General features: G+C 66.5%; 16 protein-coding genes. 6 read left to right on the top strand and 10 right to left on the bottom strand.

Annotation, left to right across the window (positions count from 1 at the left end; genetic code table 11):
• Positions 1-43: 43 nt before the first annotated feature.
• From rad50 to ACZ5YD_RS07090, 4 genes are all read right to left on the bottom strand, one after another.
• Positions 44-2,749: a DNA double-strand break repair ATPase Rad50 gene (rad50, locus tag ACZ5YD_RS07105; protein WP_379738853.1), complete on the bottom strand. Its 2,706-nt coding sequence runs from the start codon at positions 2,747-2,749 to the stop codon at positions 44-46.
• Positions 2,746-4,062: a DNA double-strand break repair protein Mre11 gene (gene mre11 / locus ACZ5YD_RS07100; RefSeq protein WP_379738849.1), complete on the bottom strand. Its 1,317-nt coding sequence runs from the start codon at positions 4,060-4,062 to the stop codon at positions 2,746-2,748. The genes rad50 and mre11 overlap by 4 nt, the downstream gene beginning before the upstream one ends.
• Positions 4,062-4,469, bottom strand: coding sequence for a hypothetical protein (locus ACZ5YD_RS07095; protein ID WP_379738846.1), 408 nt, complete (start codon positions 4,467-4,469; stop codon positions 4,062-4,064). The genes mre11 and ACZ5YD_RS07095 overlap by 1 nt, the downstream gene beginning before the upstream one ends.
• Before the next feature lie 194 nt (positions 4,470-4,663).
• On the bottom strand, positions 4,664-4,963 hold the full coding sequence (locus ACZ5YD_RS07090; RefSeq protein ID WP_379738843.1) for a MarR family transcriptional regulator: 300 nt from the start codon (positions 4,961-4,963) through the stop codon (positions 4,664-4,666).
• Between the two features lie 233 nt (positions 4,964-5,196).
• On the opposite strand from ACZ5YD_RS07090, the gene pan1 reads away from it, so the two are divergent.
• Complete coding sequence (gene pan1 / locus ACZ5YD_RS07085) at positions 5,197-6,414, top strand: proteasome-activating nucleotidase Pan1 (protein WP_379738840.1); 1,218 nt, start codon at positions 5,197-5,199, stop codon at positions 6,412-6,414.
• A 105-nt stretch (positions 6,415-6,519) separates the two neighbouring features.
• On the opposite strand, the gene ACZ5YD_RS07080 is transcribed toward pan1, so the two are convergent.
• Both ACZ5YD_RS07080 and ACZ5YD_RS07075 read right to left on the bottom strand, forming a co-directional pair.
• Positions 6,520-6,666: a hypothetical protein gene (locus ACZ5YD_RS07080; protein ID WP_379738837.1), complete on the bottom strand. Its 147-nt coding sequence runs from the start codon at positions 6,664-6,666 to the stop codon at positions 6,520-6,522.
• A complete protein-coding gene (locus ACZ5YD_RS07075; RefSeq protein ID WP_379738834.1) occupies positions 6,663-8,009 on the bottom strand; it encodes an alkaline phosphatase family protein in 1,347 nt (448 codons plus the stop codon). Before ACZ5YD_RS07075 ends, ACZ5YD_RS07080 begins: the two co-directional genes overlap by 4 nt.
• A 130-nt stretch (positions 8,010-8,139) precedes the next feature.
• Between ACZ5YD_RS07075 and ACZ5YD_RS07070 the strand changes: the two genes are divergently transcribed.
• The gene (locus ACZ5YD_RS07070) at positions 8,140-9,069 is read left to right on the top strand and encodes a PhzF family phenazine biosynthesis protein (protein ID WP_379738831.1); all 930 of its coding nucleotides are present in this window, start codon (positions 8,140-8,142) and stop codon (positions 9,067-9,069) included.
• Positions 9,070-9,176: 107 nt separating this feature from the next.
• Here the strand turns inward: ACZ5YD_RS07070 and ACZ5YD_RS07065 are convergent, their stop codons facing one another.
• Positions 9,177-10,313: a DUF373 family protein gene (locus ACZ5YD_RS07065; protein ID WP_379738828.1), complete on the bottom strand. Its 1,137-nt coding sequence runs from the start codon at positions 10,311-10,313 to the stop codon at positions 9,177-9,179.
• A gap of 123 nt (positions 10,314-10,436) precedes the next feature.
• Here ACZ5YD_RS07065 and rtcA point away from each other — a divergent pair, with 123 nt between their 5' ends.
• Complete coding sequence (gene rtcA, locus ACZ5YD_RS07060; protein WP_379738825.1) at positions 10,437-11,558, top strand: RNA 3'-terminal phosphate cyclase; 1,122 nt, start codon at positions 10,437-10,439, stop codon at positions 11,556-11,558.
• A 55-nt stretch (positions 11,559-11,613) separates the two neighbouring features.
• Here the strand turns inward: rtcA and sppA are convergent, their stop codons facing one another.
• Positions 11,614-12,630 carry a signal peptide peptidase SppA gene (sppA, locus tag ACZ5YD_RS07055; RefSeq protein ID WP_379738822.1) on the bottom strand — a complete coding sequence of 339 codons (1,017 nt, stop codon included), beginning with the start codon at positions 12,628-12,630 and terminating at the stop codon, positions 11,614-11,616.
• A 234-nt stretch (positions 12,631-12,864) separates the two neighbouring features.
• On the bottom strand, positions 12,865-13,788 hold the full coding sequence (locus ACZ5YD_RS07050) for a coiled-coil protein (RefSeq protein WP_379738819.1): 924 nt from the start codon (positions 13,786-13,788) through the stop codon (positions 12,865-12,867).
• A 346-nt stretch (positions 13,789-14,134) separates the two neighbouring features.
• On the opposite strand from ACZ5YD_RS07050, the gene ACZ5YD_RS07045 reads away from it, so the two are divergent.
• The 3 genes from ACZ5YD_RS07045 (at position 14,135) to ACZ5YD_RS07035 (ending at position 16,536) form a co-directional block, all read left to right on the top strand.
• Positions 14,135-14,572 (top strand): DUF371 domain-containing protein, encoded by a 438-nt coding sequence (locus tag ACZ5YD_RS07045; RefSeq protein WP_379738816.1) that lies wholly within the window; start codon positions 14,135-14,137, stop codon positions 14,570-14,572.
• 139 nt (positions 14,573-14,711) lie between these two features.
• Complete coding sequence (locus tag ACZ5YD_RS07040) at positions 14,712-15,077, top strand: zinc-ribbon domain-containing protein (protein ID WP_379738813.1); 366 nt, start codon at positions 14,712-14,714, stop codon at positions 15,075-15,077.
• A gap of 661 nt (positions 15,078-15,738) precedes the next feature.
• A complete protein-coding gene (locus ACZ5YD_RS07035) occupies positions 15,739-16,536 on the top strand; it encodes an endonuclease III domain-containing protein (RefSeq protein ID WP_379738810.1) in 798 nt (265 codons plus the stop codon).
• A 91-nt stretch (positions 16,537-16,627) separates the two neighbouring features.
• Here ACZ5YD_RS07035 and ACZ5YD_RS07030 read toward each other — a convergent pair whose 3' ends face one another.
• Positions 16,628-17,227, bottom strand: coding sequence for an NUDIX hydrolase (locus ACZ5YD_RS07030; protein WP_379738808.1), 600 nt, complete (start codon positions 17,225-17,227; stop codon positions 16,628-16,630).
• Position 17,228: the final 1 nt, after the last annotated feature.

The raw sequence follows: 17,228 nt of genomic DNA, 5'->3' as shown, positions 1-17,228 counted from the left end.
TCGTCCGACGACGTTCGGGAGACGTCCCCGCTCCCGTCGGCGGTCAGTCTCCGGACTCGATCGGGGTCGCTCCGGCGACGCCCGGTTCCGCTCTCGTGACCGTCGATCGGTTCGTCCGCGGGTCCTTCTCGACCGACAGGAGGTCGTCGGCCGCGCCGATCAGCTCCTCGTCGTGGCTCACGATCACGATCTGTCTGACGCCGAACTTGCGCATCTCCTCGACCAGGTCGACGAGCCTGGCGACGTGGCCGGTGTCCAGAAACACCGTCGGCTCGTCCAGGATGAGCGGCGGGGTCGGGGCCGCTCCCTCGATCCCCTCCGCGAGCAGCCGATAGATCCCACACCGCAACGAGAGGTTGAAGAGCGCCCGCTCGCCGCCGGAGAGCTGCTCGGGCTCGAGCGCCTCCCCGTCCTTTTGGTACACGGTGAGATCGTAGTCGCCGTCGAGTTCGATGTGCGAGTAGGCGTCGTTCCCGTAGACCAGATCGAACGTCTCGTTGACCATCCGCTCGAGCGTCCGAACGTTCCGCTGGCGCAGCTCCGTGCGCAACTCGCCGTACATCGACTCGAGGTCGCTCGTCTCCTCGTGAACCGACTCGAGAGCGGCGACAGTCTCCGCGAGGTCCTCCCGCTCCGAGCGAAGCGTCTCGAGCGTCCGGATCTCCCCCTTCACGCCGCCGATCCGGCTCTGCAACTCGTCTCGCCGCTCGCCCAATCGATCGAGTTCCTCGGCGACGTTCTCGAGGTACTCCGCCGCGTTCCGCTTGCGCTCCCGGGCCGACTCGATCGCGTCCTCGTCGACCGCCTCGCGCAACTCGTCGCGGCGCTCGCGTTTTTCGGCCAGCCGCTCGCGTCGTTCGTCGTTGAGTTCCGCCAGCGTCTCGCGGCGCTCGCGGAGACGTTCGATCTCCGTCTCGAGGTCGTCGATCCGGTCGAGGCGGTCGTCGATCGCGTTCAACCCCTCGCGAATCTCGTCGATCTCCGCCAGTTGCTCCTCGAGCGTCTCGACGCGCGCGTTCGCCTCCGCGGCCGCCTCCCGCTTTTCGGCGGCGATCTCCCGGGTCGATTCCGCCTCCGAACGGAGCTCCGCTGCCCTCTCACGCCGTTTCTCCGCCTCCTCGCGTTTCCGATCCGCCTCCTCGCGCGTCTCCGCGATCCGCTCTTCGAGCAGCTCCCGCGTCGTCTCGATCTCCGCCAATCGCTCCTCCGCCTCGACGAGATCCTCGACCGCCCCGATCTCCTCGTCCAGCGAGCCGACGCTCTCTTTCGCCTCCTCGAGCGACGACTCGAGTTCGTCCACCCGCTCGCGGCGATCGTCGATCGCGTCCACGTGCGGCGACTCCTCGACCGGCTGTCCACACTCCGGACACTTGCCCGCCTCGAGCAGGTCCTCGGCCTCCTCCAGACGTTCCCGTGCGTTCCGCAGCTCCGTCTCGAGTTCGGCGACCCGCTCGCGGACGTCGCCTCGCCGCTCCCGCAACTCCTCGAGCCGCGTCGCCGCATCCCCCCGATCGAGATCGCTCGTCTCGAACGCGTCGGCCAGATTCCCCGCCTCCTCGTCCAACTCCGCGAGACGCGACTCGCGTTCTTCCACCTCGGCGCCCGCCTCCTCGGCGCGCTCGCTCGCGCGTTCCGCCTCGGATTCGGCCTCGCTCGCTCGCTCGGCCAGGTCCTCGGCCTTCGTCTCGAGGTTGTTCGCCTGGTTCTCGAAGCCCGTCGCGGCGGTGACCGCCTCCTCGCGTTCCCCGCGAAGCGTCGATTCGCGCTCCTCGAGCTCCTCCCGCCGTGCCTCCACCGCCTCGGCGTCGACTCCGATGGCCCCCGTGTCGGCTCCTTCGATATCCGCGTCCGCCGCTCGTTCGTCGATCTCGTCCTCGAGCGTCTCGATCCGTTCTCGCGCCTCGGCGATCTCCTCGCGGCGCGTCTCCCGTTCGGATTCGGCCTCCCGGATGGTCCCCTCGAGCTCCTCGAGGTCACCCTCGATCTCCGCCAGCCGATCGCGCTTCTCCTCGTGTTCCTCGAGGAGCCGTTCGGCCTCCTCGCGGGTCGTCTCCGCCTGCTCGCGCTGGGTCTCGTAGTGGTCGATCTCCTCGTCGACGTCGCCGAGTTCACTTTCGAGTTCGTTGAGCGTCGCGTGGAGATCCTTCCCCTCGAGTCGCTCGATCCGCTCCTCACGTTCATCGAGGATCGCCCGTTTGGCGTTCAACACGTCCTCGACGCCGAGGCGTGCATCCCCGGCCCGCTCGCGGTACTCCTCGAGCACGCCGAGCTGGAGGAGGTCGTCGATCGTGTCCTGGCGCTCGCTCGGGCTGGCGTTGATCAGCTTGTTCACCTCGCCCTGGCGGACGTACGCGCAGTTGAGGAACGCCTCGGCGTCCATCCGCAACAGCTCGGTGACGAACCGACGGACCGCCCGCGCACCGTCGCGCGTCGTCCCGTCGTCGCCCTCGAGGGTACACTGGTGGTCGGTTCGGTCCCCGTACTCGCGCAGTCGGCGTTCGATCCGGTAGCTCACGCCCTCGTGGACGAATCCCAGCTCGACGAGCGTCTCCTCCTCCCCGTTCGTGACCACGTCCTCCAGGGTCCCCTCGAGCGCGCGCGACCCGTACAGCGCGAAGAAACACGCCTCGAGCAGCGACGACTTCCCGCTGCCGTTGACGCCGTGGATGACGGTGACGCCGTCCGAAAGCGACACCGCCGCGTCCCCGTAGGGCTTGAAGTTCTCGAGGCGAACCTCCTCGAACCTCATCGGAAGTCCTCCATCGAGACCTGGCCGTCGGTTTCAGCGACCGTCTCCTCCGCCGTGTCGTCGTCCGCGGCGTCGGGATCGTTTGACGTCGCGCCGTCAACATCGCTGGGGGCCGCGTCGCCGGGATCGCTGGAGTCGTTCCCTCCTCCTGCATCACCGGAGCCGTTCGATCGCTGCGTCTCCTCGACATCGGTCTGCAGATCCCCCTCCTCCAGACGTTTCTCGAGGCGATCCTTCACGGTCTCGCGGACGTTGCTGTCGGCGATCTTGCTCGCCCGTATCGTCTCGTCGACGTCGAGTGCGGCCGTCGAGAGCCCCATCGACTCGATCCGCTCTCTGACCGCCTCGTCGGGGTCCGCGAAGCTCACCTCCAGATCGGCCTCCGCGTCGATCTCGCGTCGGTCCGTGACGCGGGCGATGAGCGCGCCCCGGTTGCTCGCGACCTCCTCGACGGCGGCGGGCGTGACCGGCTCGCCGTCGCCGTCTATCTCGATGATCGCCACCGCGTCCTCGAGGTCGTGTTCGCGGACGCGCTCTTCGACCCTGGCCGTTCCCTCGTCCTCCCGGAGATCGATCTCGATGAACTCGAACGGGCGCGTCTCGATGGACCGACGCCGGATGTCCACGTCCGAGTCCTTCCCGTCGACCGCCTCGCCGAAGGCGATCAGATTGTATCCGCGCCCCTCCCGTTCGCTCGTGCTCGCCCGCTCCGTCGAGCCGGGGTAGGTCACCCACGTCTCACGGACCCGCGTGCGTCCCGGCTCGTGGTTGTCGCCGAGCAGCAGCGCGTCGAAGCGAACTGAGCTCTCCTCGATGACCGTCTCCGTCTCCCAGTTCGCGTACGCGAACGGTTCGAACAGCCCGTGGGCGACGAGCGCGGCGTGAGAGGCGTCGTGCGGCGAGAAGTCGTATTCGAGTTCCGATCGTCTCGAGACCGGAACGTGATCGAGCCCGTAGAAGGCGACGTCGCCGACGACCGTCGGCGAGTCGTCGAGCCGCGTCGCGAGCCCCATCCGCTCGAAGAGGTCGAGCCACTGGCCGCCCCGCGTGGCCTCGTGGTTTCCGACGATCGCCAGGAAGGGAACGCCCGCCTCCTCGAGGCGACGAAGCACGGAGAGCGTCCCGAGGAGGTCCGGAAGCTCCGGGCGGCGGTCGTGAAACAGGTCACCGGCGTGGATCACGGCGTCGACGTCGCCGTCCACCGCGTCGTCGATCACGGCCTCGAACGCCTCGAGGAAATCGTTCCGACGCTCCGGCGAGTTGTACTGCCGGTACCCGATGTGGGTGTCGCCGGTGTGTATCACCCGCGTCATTACGACGAGGGTTGGCCCGTTCGCCTTTTAGCCGTTCCGCCACCGGAGTGAAGGTGATCGGTCCCGTCTCGGGGTTCTCGTTCGTTCTCCCGCGGTTCATTCTCCTCGTTCTGCGGCTCCCGCTTGCCGGCCCCGTCGGATGCGGCGCGTCGGTACGTTCGAAACGCACGGGCGGCCCGTCGTCCCCGTTCGGCGGTCTCGAGCGCCCCGTCCGTTTCGGCCGCCTCGATCGCCGCCTCCAACCGATCGATCCCCACGGTCTCGACGAAGGCGGCCGCGCGTTCGAGATCACCACGGACCGCACACGCCTCGTCGACGATCGCGGTGTACGGCTCCCGTTCGGTGTCGGTTCTCTTCGAGAGAAAGGTCAGCGTTCGCTTGACTCGACCCACGCGTGTTTCGTCCATCGGCGACGCTGGGTCGGCTTCGATGATAAACCAACGGGACGAATCGGCGGAGGCAATGACGAACCGGTAGCGACGAAGGCGAATCAGATGAGGCGAGGACGAACCGGTAGCGGCGAGGGCGAATCGGCGGAGCCCAAACACGACCGACGGTGGCGAGGACGGATCGACAGCACCGGGGTCGAATCGACGGCGACCTAGATCCCGAGCGAGTAGAGGCGCTTTCTGGCGTCCGCAAAGGAGAACCGCGAGTCGACGACGCCCTCCTCCTCGAGACGGGAGAGCGCGTATCGAACCGTGCGCGGCGGCAGCAGCGTCTCCTCGGCGAGCTCGCTTTGGGTCAGCGTGTCGTTGTAATCGAGGACCTTCGCGACGAGCTTCGCGCTCGGCGGCAGATCGCGAACCGGTTCCCACCGGTCGCCGACGTCGTCGTCGGCCTGAACGTCCTCGTCCGCCTGAACCTCCTCTTCGGGGTGGATGGCCTCTGGTGCACTCATTCGTGTCCGTACCTGTGAGATGCTGGTAAATAATATTTACTATCCATGGTGATTACCTTGGGGCATATCCATCGGGGACGATCGTCGATTTCCGGCCGTGGCCACGCCGGACGCATCGACCGCTCCGTCCACGAAACGTGGTGTCCGTCCACGAAGCGTCGTGGGATACTTTAGCGTGTCCGGGAGGTGCCCGACCCGAAGCCTCTTAGTACTGACCGACCTACCATGGTCCGATGACCGACACTGTGGACGACGTCGATCTGCCCTACGACGAGGACGCGACGTCCCAACAGGAGCAGATCGAGGTCCTCCAGGAGCGCCTCGAGGTGCTCGAGTCCCAAAACGAGGAGATGCGGGACCGGCTGCTCGACGCCAACGCCGAGAACAACAAGTACCAACAGAAACTCGAGCGGCTCACCCACGAGAACAAGAAGCTGAAACAGTCGCCGCTTTTCGTCGCGACCGTCCAGGAGCTCACCGACGAGGGCGTGGTGATCAAACAGCACGGAAACAACCAGGAGGCGCTCACCGAGGTCACCCCGGAGATGCGTGAGGACCTCGCGCCCGACGACCGCGTCGCGGTCAACAACTCCCTCTCGATCGTCAAACGCCTCGAGAAGGAGACCGACGTCCGCGCCCGCGTGATGCAGGTCGAACACTCCCCGGACGTCACCTACGAGGACATCGGCGGCCTCGACGACCAGATGCAGGAGGTCCGCGAGACGGTCGAGATGCCCCTCGAGCGCCCGGAGATGTTCGAGGAGGTCGGCATCCAGCCGCCGAGCGGCGTGCTGTTGCACGGCCCGCCGGGCACCGGCAAGACGATGCTCGCCAAGGCCGTCGCCAACCAGACGGACGCGACGTTCATCAAGATGGCCGGCTCCGAGCTCGTCCACAAGTTCATCGGCGAGGGCGCGAAGCTCGTCCGCGACCTCTTCGAGGTCGCCCGCGAGAACGAGCCCGCCGTGCTCTTCATCGACGAGATCGACGCCATCGCCTCCAAGCGGACCGACTCGAAGACCTCCGGGGACGCCGAGGTCCAGCGGACGATGATGCAGCTGCTCTCGGAGATGGACGGCTTCGACGAGCGCGGGGAGGTCCGCATCATCGCGGCCACGAACCGCTTCGACATGCTCGATCCCGCGATCCTCCGTCCCGGCCGCTTCGACCGGCTCATCGAGGTGCCGAAGCCCGACTACGCGGGCCGCGAGATCATCTTCCGCATCCACACGCGCAAGATGAACGTCTCCGATTCGGTCGACTTCGAGACGCTCGCCGAGCTCGCCGACGACGCCTCCGGCGCCGACATCAAGGCGATCTGTACCGAGGCGGGGATGTTCGCCATCCGCGAGGACCGTACCGAGGTCACGATGGACGACTTCGAGGAGGCCTACGACAAGCTTCAACGGACCGACGAGACGGACGTCGGCGACTCGCTCGCGTTCGCGTAGTCGACCCCGTCACGCGGGTTTCGTTCCCGGTTTCGGATGCATCTCCGGTTCTTCGAAGTTCTCCCCTTTCACCACGCTCGAGCCGACCCGATCACGGCGTTCCGATCACGGCGACCCGAACGCCAGATACGGGAGCACAAAGACGACGAGGAGGATCCCCGCGAGAAGCAACAGATACCCCGTTCCGACGGCCGCGAGCGTGCGGAACGCGGGTCGGTGCCCGTCGTCGTCGGCCGTCGATTCCTCGGTCATACGAGGCTCGCGCCGTCGAAGTCCGTTCGCTCGAACTTGATGTCGAGGAGCTGCATGATCGTGGGAGCGATGTCCAGAATGTCCGCGTCGTCGACCGCGATCCCGGGCTCGTCGATCAACACGGCGGCGTCGTCGAAGCTGTGCATTCCCGTTCGCGGCCCCGTCTCATCGAAGACCGTCTCGTGGCCGGAGAAGTCGGCCTTCAGGTCGAAGCCGTCGCGGGGCAGCGCGACCAGGTCCGGGGCGATCTCGTCGTGGTCGCCCCGGAAGACGTCCTCCTTTTCGACGACGCGGCGGATGACGGGTCGACCGTCCGGCGTCTCGAGCGCCTCGAGTTCCCGTCGCAACTCCTCGCGCGTGGCTGCGTACTCCGACTCGGGAACCGACCCGCGCGGCTCGCGGCCCTCCAGGTTGAGGTAGAACCGTCCGGGACCGAGCGAGTAGGCGCGCGTGTCGTCGTCGACGTCCGAGAGCGCGGCGTGGTCGTCGGTCTCGAAGGAGAGCCATCCCTCCCGTTCGAGCCACTCGTTGCAGTGGACTGACGACTCGAGGGGGCGGAACCCGTGATCGGAGGCCACGACCAGGGTCGTATCCCGGCCGAGCGCGGATCGGATCTCGCCGATGCACTCGTCGAGGCGTTCGTAGAACGCGAGGAATCCCTCGCGGTCGGCTCCCCCGGAGACGTACTGGTCGAAAAGGAAGTGGTTGACCCGGTCGGGGGCGAGATAGACCCCGAAAAAGAGGTCCCAGTCGTCGCCCTCGACGTAGCGACGGAACGCCCGCTGGCGCCGATCGAGCGTCTCGTGGGCGTGCTCGAGGAAGTCGGATTTGTCCGAGCGGTGCCCGAGCTTCGCGTTGACGTCGATCCGGTAGTCGATCTCCTGGAGGAACGCGCGAAGCTCCTCGGGCGCCGCGGCCGAGTCGATCTCCGGCGAGAGGAACCCGGAGACCATCCGCTGGACGTTCCGCTGTGGCGGGAACGTGACGGGGACGTTGAACACGCTCGCGTTTCGTCCCTCGGCCGTCACCCGATCCCACACGCGTTCGCGCTGCACGTCGCGCCCCATCGGAACGTAGGTGTCGTAGGATCCCACTTCCCGGTCCTGGTACCCGTAGACCCCGGTCTCTCCGGGGTTCGTTCCCGTGGTGATCGCCGGCCAGCACGCGGTGGTCTCCGGGGGATAGATGCTCTCGATCGACCCGGCGGACCCCTCGTTCATCACCGCCGTGAGGTTCTCGAAGACGTCCGGGTTCTCCGCGATGAGCCGGTACGGAACCCCGTCGATCCCCAGGAACGCCACGCGGGGATCGTCCCTCCCGCGCAACCGGTCGATCAGGCCCATGTGTTCCCTATCGCCGACCGTGATTAAAAGCCTGGAGGTTTCTACCCCCTCCGTGCGGAGAGATGTCCGAGGGTGCGGACCCCCTTCTCCGGAGGGGAGTCCTTTTGAGGATCCCCGGCGACCACCGGGTATGGAGACGCGACGGACCCTTCTCGTCGACGCGTTCACGACCGATCCCCTCGCGGGCAACGCCGCCGGCGTGGTTCCGAACGCGGACGGCCTCTCCCCGGATCAAATGCGTGCGATCGCCGCCGAGATCGGCGCCAGCGAGACGGCGTTCGTCCGGGAGAACCGGCCTTCGGACGACGGGGACGATCCGGGCCTTCAGCTCCGATATTTCACTCCCGACCGGGAAATCGACCTCTGTGGTCACGCCACGGTCGCCTCCGTCGCCCACCTGTTCGACGACGACGTCCTCGGGTCCGGCACGCACGCGGTCGCCACCGACGCGGGGACGGTGGACGTCGAGATCGACCCCGACGGAACCGTTCGACTGTTCCGTCCCGTCGAGGCCGTAGAACCCGTCGAGGTCGACTACGGCCGGCTCGAGGAGGCGCTCGGAATTCCCTCGGCCGCCTTCGCCGACGTCGGGGCCGACCTTCCGGCCGCGTGCGCCTCGATCGGCCTCCCGTTTCTCGTCGTCCCGGTGAACTTCCTCGAGCGGCTCGCCGAGGCGGACCCGGATCTCGACGCCGTCGAGGCCCTCTCGGAGTCGTTCGATGTCGCCGGTGTCTACGCGTTCACCTTCGACACGCTCGAGGCGGACTCGACCGTCCACGCCCGCGCGTGGGCGCCGGGAATCGGCGTTCCGGAGGATCCGGTCACCGGAACCGCCGCGGGTGCCCTGGGTGCCCACCTTCGAGGATCGGACGTCTTCGATGGCGATCCGCCCGCGGAGCTCCGCCTCGAGCAGGGACACTTCGTCGATCGGCCGGGGACCGTCCGGATCGGCATCGAGAACGCCGACGATCGGATCTCCGTGGGCGGATCCGCGGTCACGAGTCTCGACGGCGATCTCGCGATACCCGCACCGGAGACGGACGAGATCATCGAGGCGTGACGGTCGGACGCTCTTCGGTTCGGGTCACGACGGCGTTACTCCTCGGTGTAGTCCGGCTCCCGCTGATTCCTGCCCGTGACACCCTGGCCCCGCTGACGCCCCGGCTCTCAGGTCTCGCGTCCGCGGTCGTCCTCCTCGTGTTCGATCACGTCCTCGATCCGGTCGCTCTCGACGTCCGAGGCCACGGCGACGCCGAAAAGCGAGACGACGATCCCCGCGAGGATGAAAAGCGCCAGCCGCTGTGTGGGCGAGACGACGACGTCGGCGACCACGAGCGGCCCGAGGACCGACTCCTGTTCGAGGAAGTAGCCGGCGAACCCACGCACGACGAGGCCGACCGCGACCGCCAGAAACGGGAGGTTCAACACGTGCGAGCGGATCCCCTCGTCGCGGATGATCTCATCGAGCAGCCGTCCGGTCGCGGCCGTGAGGGCGGCGACGGCCAGCCACGGGACGGCCGCGTAGACGAGCTGCATCGATCGGACGACGAGCGGCCTGTTTTCCGCGATCTCCGAGACCGACAGCGCGCCCAAAAATAGACCGACGAGCGTGAGCCCGGCGGCGACCACGTAGGTGACGATCGACACCTGTCCCGCATAGAGCGCCTCGCGGACGCGATCCGGGATCGAAGCGAGGTGTTCGTCGATCGCGAGCCCCTTGTAGAGCAGCGCCGCCCCGATCAAGGCCGTGACTCCGGCGAAGGCGATCTCCGTCGAGAACCACAACAGAAGCGACGGCAGCACCAGCAGGCCGATGCCGAGCGGAACGAGGACGGTCGAGCGGAGCTCCTCGTCCGCGAGAAACTGCTTCAACAGGTAGTAGGACGACTCGAGGTCGTGGGCCTGTCTGACAACCACGCGATCGACGGAATCGACCGCGAGTCGCGACTCCACGATCGGGAGCACCCGCTCGTCCTCCGCCGAGTCGACCACGACGATGGCGGTATCGGGGTCGAACCGATCGACGAGCTCGTCGAGCTGGGCGGCGATCGATCGGTCGGCGCCGACCCGCGAGTCGTGGCTTCCCGATACCACCCCGACCACCGCCTCCTCGCGGTCGTCCCGGAGGTCGCGAGCGACCCGCAGCGCCTCCAGCAGACAGTTGACGCTCGCGTCCTCGGGATCGGCCAACCCGACCTCGGTCACGAGCGAGCGCACGGCCTCCCACCCGGAGACGGGCATCGGGACGCTCGTGGCGCGTCCGACGTCCCCCGACCGGTCGACGCAGATCACGAGCGTCGTCACGATCGATGACACGTCCGGCCGGGGTAAAAATCCACACGGTCGTTCGCGGGCCGGATCGGTGAATACGTCGGAACCATTCCGACGCGGCGACAGGGACTTGTCGCCCGCGACCGGACGCGAGGTATGCTCGAGATCGACGGGAGCGCGGGCGGCGGCCAGCTGCTGCGGTCGGCGATCGCCCTCTCCGTCATCACCGACATGCCGGTCCGGATCGAGGACGTCCGCGGCGCCCGTGAACAGCCGGGGCTGAAGGTCCAACACGCGACCGCCGTCCGCGCCGCCGCGGCGATCGCGAACGCGACGGTCGAGGGCGCGACGTCCGGATCGCGGACCGTCGAGTTCGAACCCGGTCGTCCCTCCGGCGGACGCCACGCGGTCGACATCGGCACTGCCGGCAGTCTCACGCTCCTCTTCGAGACCCTGATCCCGATGGCGGTCGTCGCCGACGCTCCGCTCCGGCTCCGGGCCACCGGCGGTACCGACGTGACGTGGTCGCCGCCGTTCGCGTTTCTCTCCCGCGTGAAGCTTCCCCTGCTTCGGCGGTTCGGTCTCGGTGCGGCCGTCGACCTGGAGCGTCGGGGGTTCTACCCCGAGGGTGGCGGCGCCGCGACGCTGTCGCTGTTCCCGAGCCGAGTCGATCCCGTTCGACTGCCCAAACCGGACGCGACCGACGACGTCGCGACGGTTCACGTATACGCCGTCGCGTCGGAGTCCCTCGCGGACGCCGAGGTGGCGGAGCGAATGGCCGCCACCGTCGACGAGGAACTCACACGGGAGGGACACGACGTTCGAGAGCGTGTGATCGAGTACGCCTCGACGGCAAGCCCCGGCGCGGTCGTCACCGTCCGCGGTGACCTCCCCGGAACCGTTCGCGAGCCAGCCGATGCCGTTCGACCGACGGACGGCGTTTCGGAACCGGGGGAAGGCGTTTTCGAAAGCCGGCCCGCGGTCGGCGTCTCCGCGCTCGGCGAGCCCGGAAAACCCTCCGAGGAAGTCGCTCGCGAGGCCGTCGATCGGTTTCGTGAGTTCGCGGACTCCTTCGGCGCGGTCGATCGACACCTCGGTGACCAGCTGGTGGTACCGCTCGCGCTCGCCGGCGGCGAGGTGGCGGTCCCGACCGTCACCGAACACGTGGCCTCGAGCGTCGATCTGATCGAGCGATTCGGGCTCGAGATCGAGATCGAGAGCCGGGAGGGCGGGACGGACGGGGCGATCCTTCGATCGCCGGGGATCGACTCGGTTTAGCCGTGTGCGTCGACGCCCACACCAGGTTCGAACCTCTCCTCGAACACGAACTGCCTCACCGAACGCGGACGTCGATCTCGGCGTCGGTCTCCTCCGTGACCACGCTTGCGATCCCGGCTCCCAGCCCGTAGGCGACCGATCGGGCCCCGACTTGGAGGCGATCGACGAGACCCCGCTCCGGGGCGAACTCCCGAACCTCGACCGGGCGGTCGAGACGCTCCCCGAGTCGGTCCTCGACGTCCTCGTCGGTCCCGATCGCGTCCACGAGACCCCACTCCTTGGCCTCCTCGCCGAGGAACACACGCGCTTCCGTCTCGCGGACCGTCTCGGGGTCGAGGCCGCGTCCCTCGCTTACGGTCTCGACGAACTGCGCGTACAGGTCGTCGACGATCCCCTGGAGGTACGCGCGCTCCTCGTCGGTCATCTCCGAGAGGGGATTGCCCGCCTCCTTGAACTCCCCGGCGGCGAACTGTTCGTACCGGACCCCGAGCTTCTCCGCCAACTCGGCCGCGTTCGGGCGCGATCCGCGGACGCCGATCGACCCGACGAGGCTCGCCTCGTGGGCCCATATCTCCTCACAGCCCGCGGCGATCCAGTAGCCCCCCGAGGCGCAGACGTCGCCCGCGTGGGCGATCGTGGGACCCTCGAACCGGTCGACCGCTCGTCTGATGTCCTCGCTCGGTAACACCTCCCCGCCCGGCGTGTCGAGCCGGACGAGCAGCGCCTCGACGTTCGGGTCCTCGTCGGCCCGTTCGATCTGCGCTACGATCTCGTCGGCGGTCGCTCCGATCGGCGCGGAAAGCGGTCCCGGACCGCCGCCCTTGCGTACGATCGGACCGTCGACCGCCACCTCGGCGACGTCGTAGTCGTCGAACATCCCCGAGAGAAACGAGCCGCCGATCTTGGCGGTCGCCAGTCCGACGAGGAGCACGAGCAGGACGCCCGCGAGCTCCGTCCCGCCGTCGGGCACCGTGACGAAGAGGAGCCACGCCGCGCCCGCGGCGAACGCCGCGATCGCGAGGGTGCCCGCGACGACGGCGAGGCCACGAAGCCGGTCGATTCGGTCGGTCATACGCCACGGTTCGTCGCCATCGGGTAAAAACCCGCGTCCGCCGTCGCCGCTCGACTCATCGTCTTCGTTCGATCCATCGTCGCCACTCGCCGTGATCGAGCGGGCCGGAGCGCTCGGACCGAACGGATCGAAGAGCCGGGATCGAACGGGTCGAAAAACCGGTAGAACTGGAAGAATCGGAAGAACCGGAAGAATCAGCAGAATCGCGAACTTCGGGGATCCGACGGTCGCGCTCTAGAGAAGCCCCGTCTTCTGGAGCTTCATCAGGTCCTCGGTGTCGAGGGTCTCGCCCTCCTTGAACTTCTGGTAGATCTCCTCGGCCTCCTCCTTCTCCTCCTCGCGCTTCTCGGCGCGCTCGTCCTTGCGCTCCTCCTCCTCCTTCTTGTCGAGTTCACGGAGTCGCTTCTGGACGCGGACGAAGTCCTCGTGGTGTCGGTCGGCCGCCTCCTGGGCCTCGACGAAGAGCTCGTGGACCTCGTCGGCCTCGTCGCGGATGTCGTCGGCCTCGCGGTAGGCCTCGATCATCTGGTTGTGGTGTTCCTGGGCCTTGTCGGCGAGCTCCGTCACCTTCTTGTGGTGTTTCGACGCCTCCGAGCGGACCTCCTCGGCCTCCTCGATGAGGTCCTCCAGCTCGCCGGTGTCCTCCACCTTGTCCTTCTTCTCCGCGAGCTTCTCGCGTTTCTCCTCGATCTCCTCGATGAGCTCGCGCTCGTCCTCCGCGGAGAGCACCTCCGTCTGCTGGCGGAACTCGAGGTCCTCGATCTCCTCTTCGAGCTCCTCGATCGACTTGCCCTCGTTCAACTCGAGGTCCTGTTTCAGTTCCTCGACCTGATCGAAGAGCTCGTTCGCCTCCGCGTTGAGCTCGTTGCGGCTCTCCTTGTGCTCTTGGACCTGCTCGTTGAGCTCGTCGCGCTTCTCGCGGTGTTCCTGTGCCTCGTCGACCTTCTCGCGTGTCTTCGCGTTGAGGTCGTCGCGTTTCGATGCCCGCTCGGAGGCCATCTGGTTCAGCTCATTTCGTCGATCACGGAGCTGGCCCGCGCGTTTGATGAGCTGTCCCTTCGACCCGTTTTCGAGATCGTCCTCCGAAAGGTCGATGTTGTCCGTTTCTTCAAGTGCTTCGATGTCGTACTGCTTGATGACTTCCTGTTTCGTTACCATTTTTTATCACTCCATCACCGCTCCGGATATGGCAGACGCTCGTACCGGTGCGTCCGACCGTGGATAAGAACTCCCGATCATTCGTCGTGCGGTTCCACCAGCGCCGGAGGCGTTCTGGTACTAGCCAATTGTCCCTTACCACATATAAATACTTCGGTGGCTAATCGTGTGAAAATGGCTACCACACCGCCCATATCCTGCGTTTCGGGATATCTCGGTGAAACCACCTGACGGTATAAATGGTTCCCTCTCACATGGGTGCCCTTCACACGCCGAGCGAGGGTTGCTTCTCCGGAGGCAGTACGCGATCCGAACCGCTTTCGGGGGTCGCCACGGAGGCGACGATATGACCGATCTCGTCGAGACGATCGACGCGCACGGACACGAACACGTCCGCGCCGAGCACGCGAGCACCTTCGAGGTGACGAGCGACGACTGGCTCACGCCCGCGGGCGACTGCATCCTCGCGATCGAGGCGACGACGACGCCGGCGGAGTTCGATCCGGCGTTCAAGCGGGCCTGCCGGTGCCACGAGGCGACCATCACGGCGACTATCGTCGTCGAGGACGAGGATCATGTCTACGAGGAGACGATCGTCGGCTCCGGTCATCCCGACCTCACGTTCGCCGGCGATCGCTCGGCCGTCGCGCGCACGAGCACGTACGTGGACGATCGGACGGTGATGGTGGAGGCGGACGCGGCCGCCGCCGACCTCGATCGGGACCTCGTCGCGGCGCTCGCCGACGGCGCCGACTGCACCCTCCGGCTCGCAGTAGACGCGTAGGCTGGCTCAGATATGCTGGTTCATTGATGAAGAGGGATCTGGACCAGCCGCCGACAGCGTCCGTTCGGCGTTTCTAACTCGGAAACGAGAATTACATGAGTCCAAAATGATATTATGGGGGACCATCAATTCGCCGGACATGGTCGTCTGTCCGGACTGTGGCAACCAGGTGGATAGTTCACAGGACTTTTGTAGAAACTGTGGCGAGTCCGTCGGAGACGTAGAGGAGGTTCAGAAAGCTCGGATTCATCTCCGTGATGCCGAGAAATCGATAACCTGTAACAAGATCTCGTATCCCTCCATGGGGGGCAACTGGATTCGTGCATACATGGAAGACAACTCTGTGAGGGTGTATCCCATGGATCGGATCGCGTACGTCGAAGCAAGTCCCGGTTTAGGAAATGCATTTGCCGAGGCTGAACCGGGGAACGTCCAAGTGAAGGAGGTCGATTCGTTCGATAGCCTCAGCCAGATGCTTGGTGGTCTCAAGGACGCACTCTCATAACAATGGGATTTTGTCCAAACTGCGGCAGTGAAATAGAATCCGGTCGGAAGTGCCCGGAATGTGGTCATGTTGATGAAGACTGTCGTAATTGTGGCTCGACGTTCTCCGACGACAGCTGGCTGTGCTCGTCCTGTCAGGTGATTCGCTCATTCTGTCCGGAATGTGGATCCCGACTCGGTGAGGACGGATGTCCGAACTGTGGTGTCAAAAAACCGGCAACCTGCACCCAATGTCGGGCGAAGATCAGTCCGGACGTCACCGAATGTCCGGAGTGTGGGTATGCCCCTGGTGAACGGAAACGAAAGATCGGGACTGGCATCCAAGCGGTTGGGGGGATCGTACTTCTCTATGGCGGTTATGAAGTGGCGACTCTGTTTTCGCAAGTGTCCCAATACGACTCTGCCGGGGCGACGACGTTTGTCGTCATGATCGCTGTCACGTTCCTCGTCTTCGCGGGCGTACTGATCGGAGGGGGAACGTTAGCAAAGAGATCCGCCGGCGATGAAAGTCCGGTCAGCTGATCGTCTTGACATCCTCCCCGCGCTAAAGCGCGAGCATACCTCCGTTCAAAACCCCGCCGCCCCATGCGTGTATCCGTATCCAAACACCGTCAGTCGGCGGACGCGAACCCATTTTTACGAGGCCGACGAACGATCCCCCGATGACCGAGGAACCCGCGGAGAACATAAGCGGCGGTCCCGGCGGCGGCGCCATGCCGGCGTCCTTCGAGCCGGGTGACGGCGACTCGCGTCCGGAGGCGATCGTCGACGAGCTGGGCGAGTTGTACTGGCAGACCGCCTACGGCGGCCGCGACGGGTTCGAGTGTCTCGTCCGGACGATCCTCTCACAGAACACCTCCGACGTCGCGAGCCAGCCCGCCCACGACTCCCTGATGAGCCGGTACGGCCCCGCAGACGAGCTGGCGGAGGCTCTCTCCGAGGCCGACCGCGACGAGCTGGCGGAGACGATCTCCTCGGCCGGCCTCTACAACCGGAAGTCGGAGGTCCTCATCGCGGCCGCCGAGTGGGCGTGCTCGGAGTTCGGATCCACGGCAGACTTCGACGCGTTCGTCGCCGAGGAGGACCCGGAGACGGTCCGCGAGACGCTGCTCTCTCTCGACGGCGTCGGGCCAAAGACCGCGGACTGCGTTCTCCTCTTCGCCGGCGGCCGCGACGGGGTCTTCCCCGTCGACACCCACGTTCACCGCATCGCGAGACGAATGGGGATCGCGCCCCCCGACGCCGACCACGAGGGCGTTCGGGAGGCGCTGGAGGCCGAGATCCCCGAGGAGAAATGTGGGTTCGGCCACACCGCGATGATCCAGTTCGGTCGCGAGTACTGCGGCGCACGAAAGCCGGCGTGTCTCGACGGCCCGGAGGCGTGCCCGCTCTACGATCTGTGTGATCGCGTCGGGATCGACGAGATCGACGGCGAGGTCGTCGATCCGGCCGACGCCTGATGGGGCTGGCGATGAGGTCGTCGATCTCCCGTTCGGATCATCGACCTTCGTTCGAGTCGTCGATCCCTCGTTCGGCTCGTCGATCCCTCGTTCACACCGGAAGGTCGGCGTCCGGATCGACGACCCGATCGACCTCGGGCGGAACCCGCCAGTCCGTCGTCAACTCCAGCAGCTGTGCGAGCATCCTGCCGGTCGCCCCCCAGACGGTGTAGCCCTCGACCGAGAAGAAGTGGATCCGTATGTCCCCGTGTTCGGGATGATCGCGTCGTTCCGACTCGTAGTTCGAGCGGTCCGTGAGTTCCGAGACCGGGAGGAAGACGATCTCCGCGACCTCCCGCTCGTCGGGGACGTACTCGCGGTCCGGAACCTCCGCCACGAACGGCCGGATCGCGTAGCCGGTCACGGTGGTGATGTCGTCGAGTCGTCCCCGGATGCCGGCCTCCGCGGCCGCCAACCCGATCTCCTCGTCGGCCTCCCGAAGCGCGGTATCCCGGAGCGTCTCGTCGCGGGGCTCCCGTCCGCCGCCGGGAAAGCTCATCTGTCCGGGATGCTCGCCGAGGTGGTCCGCACGCTTGGTGAAAAGCAGGTGCGGATCGCCCTCGCGGTGGAGCACGGGAGCGAGGACCGCGGCCTCGCGTTCGCCCTCCGCGGCCGTCACCGGCGTGTGACGTCGTACCCCGGACAGGTCCATG

It is taken from the genome of Halopenitus salinus (assembly GCF_055397165.1).
The sequence above is the reverse complement of the archived record's forward strand: the minus strand, read 5'-3'. Positions and strand labels throughout refer to the sequence as shown.